Origin of the sequence: Mesorhizobium sp. M8A.F.Ca.ET.021.01.1.1, from assembly GCF_003998025.1 — a bacterium.
Classification (GTDB): Bacteria; Pseudomonadota; Alphaproteobacteria; order Rhizobiales; family Rhizobiaceae; genus Mesorhizobium.
Window position 1 is genome coordinate 1 of the sequence record NZ_RZSJ01000594.1, and the last position, 3,719, is coordinate 3,719.

Sequence of the window (3,719 nt, forward strand, 5' to 3'; positions counted from 1 at the left end):
TTCCCGCACCATGAGAACGAGATCGCCCAGTCGCGCTGCGCCCACGGCACGTCGGTCATGGCCAATGTGTGGATGCACAACGGCTTCCTGCAGGTCGAGGGCCAGAAGATGTCGAAGAGCCTCGGTAATTTCTACTCGATCCACGAATTGCTGGAGACCGACACTTTTGGTGGTCGCAAATGGCCGGGCGACGTGCTGCGGCTGGCGATGCTGATGACGCATTATCGCGAACCGATCGACTTTTCCGTGCGCAAGCTGGAGGAGGCGGAAAACACGCTGCGCAAATGGAAACGCGCGGCGGATCTGGCGCCGGCCGCGGGAAGTCGGTTGCCGGTGGAGGTGGTGGAGGCGCTGTCGGATGACCTCGCGACCTACGCGGCCTTCCAGCAACTGACCCAGCTTGCAGGCGAGGCGACCGAATTCAACGGCGTTGGCGAAAATGGCGCTGCGGCTTCCTTGAAAACCTCGCTCGCATTCCTCGGTTTCGACGTCGGCGCGGCTAAGGTCGACGAGGTCGCGATCGCTCAGGCCATCGCCAGGCGCCTGCAGTTCATCGCCGCGAAGAACTGGGCCGAGGCCGACCGCATCCGCGATGAACTGCTGGCCAAGGGAGTGCAGCTGAAGGACGGCAAGGACCCGGTCACCGGCGAGCGCATGACGACTTGGGAGATCAAGCGGTGAGAGTGGTTGCTGTTATGGCCGGAGTGGAGAGGTTGGCGGGCCGTAGAGAGCTGATCTCGACAGTCCAAGGTGCCGGCAGCCCGCCAAGGCTGCTGCGCTTCTGGAACGACGACGTGATCCGCGATATCGACAATGTCTGCCAGCACATCGTCATCGAGGCCGCGCTGGCCAATGCCGAAATGCCGGCGAGCGAACCGACAACGGAGGAACTCGTTCCATGATCGACCATCTCGGCATCACCGTGTCTGATTTCGACAATTCAAAAGCCTTCTACGACAAGGCGATGGCGCCGCTCGGTGCCTCGCTGCTTTACATGGTGCCGCAGGAATACACCGGTGGCGCCAAGGTCGGCGGTTATGGCCGCGACCGGCCAGTGTTCTGGCTGAGCGCGGCCAGCGAAAAGCCCCGAGATCACCAGCACGTCGCCTTCACCGCGCGCAGCCGCGCCGAGGTCGACGCCTTCCATGCCGCCGCCCTTGCAGCCGGCGGCAAGGACAATGGCGGGCCGGGCCTGCGCCCGCACTATCACCCCAACTACTACGGCGCCTTCGTCTTCGATCCCGACGGCAACAATGTCGAGGCGGTCTGCCATGATCCGGAGGGAGCCCATGGATCGGAGTGAAAGTCGATGAGCCTCGACAATCGGCCGGTCTATACGGGCGGCTGCCAGTGCGGCGCGGTGCGCTTTCGCGTCGAAGGCGCGCTTGGCGACGCCTCGGTCTGCCACTGCCGCATGTGCCAGAAGGCGAGCGGCAATTTCTACCTGCCGCTGGTCTCGGTGCGCGGCGCCAAGGTCGATTGGACGCGCGGCGAGCCCAAGCGGTTCCGGTCCTCCAATGCGGCCTGGCGTGGCTTCTGCGCCGAATGCGGCACGCCGTTGACCTTCGAGGCGCCCGACGGCATGGCGCTGGCGATCGCCGCCTTCGACGATCCGGCTGGTATCGCGCCGACCATCCAATGGGGCACGGAGGCGAAACTGCCCTACGTGGATTCCATTCCGCGATTGCCGGGCGAGGACACGATGGCGGATATGGGCTCGGCCCCCTATCTCGCCGAGCTCGTCTCCTATCAGCATCCCGACCACGACACCGACCAATGGCCGCCGGAGGAAAGACCATGACCGAGACAGTCCGAACCGGCGGCTGCCAATGCGGCGCCGTGCGCTTCCGCATCAAGGGCGCGCTGGGACGCCCATCCATCTGCCATTGCCGGATGTGCCAGAAACAGTTCGGTTCCTTCTTCGGCGCGCTGGTGACGGTGCCCAAGGATGGTGTCGAATGGACCCGTGAGGAGCCCAGCTATTTCCAGTCGTCGGTCAACATCGATCGCGGCTTCTGCGCCCGGTGCGGCACGCCGCTGACCTACCGGCAGCCCGGCGGGCTCGAGATCGCCATCGGCGCCTTCGACGACCGCTCCGATCTGGCGCCGCGGATCCAGGTCAACTATGCGGCACGGCTGCCTTGGGTGGAGACGATCTTCGAGCAACCCGTCCACCAGGATCCCGACTATTACGCGCGACAGGAGCAGATCATCTCCTTCCAACATCCCGATCACGAAACGGCCAATTGGCCGCAACAGGGCCTGAAACTATGAGCTTGCGCACCCTCTATCCGGAAATCGAACCGTTCGACTCGGGCATGCTCGACGTCGGTGATGGCCATCAGGTCTATTGGGAGCGTTCGGGCACCAAGGGCGCCAAGCCGGCGGTGTTCCTGCATGGCGGGCCGGGCGGCACCATCTCGCCAAAACACCGGCGGCTGTTCGACCCCAAGCTTTACGATGTCATCCTGTTCGATCAGCGCGGCTGCGGCAAGTCGACGCCGAATGCCTCGCTGGAGGCCAACACGACCTGGCATCTCGTTGCCGACATCGAACGCCTGCGCGAAATGGCCGGCTTCGATAGATGGCTCGTGTTCGGCGGTTCCTGGGGCTCGACACTGGCGCTCGCCTACGCCGAGACACACCCTGATCGCGTCAGCGAACTGGTGGTGCGCGGCATCTATACGCTGACCCGCGCTGAGCTTGAATGGTATTATCAGTTCGGCGTCTCAGAGATGTTCCCCGACAAGTGGGAACGTTTCCTGGCGCCGATTCCCGAGGTCGAGCGCGGCGACATGATGGGCGCCTACCGCAAGCGGCTGGTCGGCTCCGACCGCAAGATGCGGATCGAGGCCGCCCGCGCCTGGAGCCTCTGGGAAGGCGAGACGATCACCCTGCTGCCGGAGCCTGAAACCAGCGGTCCCTTTGGCGAGGACGACTACGCCGTCGCCTTTGCCCGCATCGAGAACCACTATTTCGTCCACGCCGGGTGGCTGGAGGAGGGGCAGTTGCTGCGCGATGCCGGAAAGCTCAAGGACATTCCGGGCACCATCGTCCATGGCCGCTACGACATGCCGTGCCCGGCGCGCTACGCCTGGGCGCTGCACAAGGCCTGGCCCAAGGCGGACTTTCATCTGATCGAGGGTGCCGGCCATGCCTATTCGGAGCCGGGCATCCTCGATCAGCTGATCCGCGCGACGGACAAATATGCAGGTAAATGACAGTGCCTGACTGCGCTCTGCTACGACTTTTCGAGCTATGGCCATGACAAAACAACGCCTCTATCTCTTCGACACCACACTGCGCGATGGCCAGCAGACGCCGGGCATCGACTTTTCGGTCGAGGACAAGATCGCGATTGCCAAACTGCTCGACGAGTTCGGCTTCGACTATGTCGAAGGTGGCTATCCCGGCGCCAACCCGACCGATACCGCCTTCTTTCAGCAAAAGCGCACGGCACGCGCCAAATTCGTCGCTTTCGGCATGACCAAGCGGGCTGGGGTCTCCGCCTCCAACGATCCGGGACTGGCGGCACTCGTCCAGTCGAAATCGGACGCCATCTGCTTCGTCGCCAAGAGCTGGGATTACCATGTTCGCGTCGCGCTCGGTTGCACCAACGAGGAGAACCTCGAGTGCATAAAGGTGTCCGTCGAGACATCAGTCGCTTCGGACAAGGAAGCAATGGTCGATTGCGAGCATTTCTTCGACGGCTTCAAGGC

Annotated in this window: 5 protein-coding genes and 2 pseudogenes; all 7 read left to right on the plus strand. The window is 63.5% G+C overall.

The window, feature by feature from the left end; genetic code table 11:
* Nucleotides 1–681 (plus strand): annotated as a pseudogene (locus tag EOA36_RS30430) (cysteine--tRNA ligase); the annotation flags it as partial.
* A 32-nt stretch (nucleotides 682–713) separates the two neighbouring features.
* Nucleotides 714–902 (plus strand): hypothetical protein, encoded by a 189-nt coding sequence (locus tag EOA36_RS30435; RefSeq protein WP_127280637.1) that lies wholly within the window; start codon nucleotides 714–716, stop codon nucleotides 900–902.
* On the plus strand, nucleotides 899–1,303 hold the full coding sequence (locus EOA36_RS30440) for a VOC family protein (protein ID WP_127280638.1): 405 nt from the start codon (nucleotides 899–901) through the stop codon (nucleotides 1,301–1,303). The genes EOA36_RS30435 and EOA36_RS30440 overlap by 4 nt, the downstream gene beginning before the upstream one ends.
* Nucleotides 1,304–1,309: 6 nt before the next feature.
* Nucleotides 1,310–1,801, plus strand: a complete 492-nt coding sequence (locus tag EOA36_RS30445) for a GFA family protein (RefSeq protein WP_127280639.1) — start codon at nucleotides 1,310–1,312, stop codon at nucleotides 1,799–1,801.
* The gene (locus EOA36_RS30450; protein ID WP_127280640.1) at nucleotides 1,798–2,274 is read left to right on the plus strand and encodes a GFA family protein; all 477 of its coding nucleotides are present in this window, start codon (nucleotides 1,798–1,800) and stop codon (nucleotides 2,272–2,274) included. Before EOA36_RS30445 ends, EOA36_RS30450 begins: the two co-directional genes overlap by 4 nt.
* Nucleotides 2,271–3,221 carry a prolyl aminopeptidase gene (pip, locus tag EOA36_RS30455; RefSeq protein ID WP_127280641.1) on the plus strand — a complete coding sequence of 317 codons (951 nt, stop codon included), beginning with the start codon at nucleotides 2,271–2,273 and terminating at the stop codon, nucleotides 3,219–3,221. The genes EOA36_RS30450 and pip overlap by 4 nt, the downstream gene beginning before the upstream one ends.
* Before the next feature lie 37 nt (nucleotides 3,222–3,258).
* A pseudogene (locus EOA36_RS30460) lies at nucleotides 3,259–3,719 on the plus strand (citramalate synthase); the annotation flags it as partial.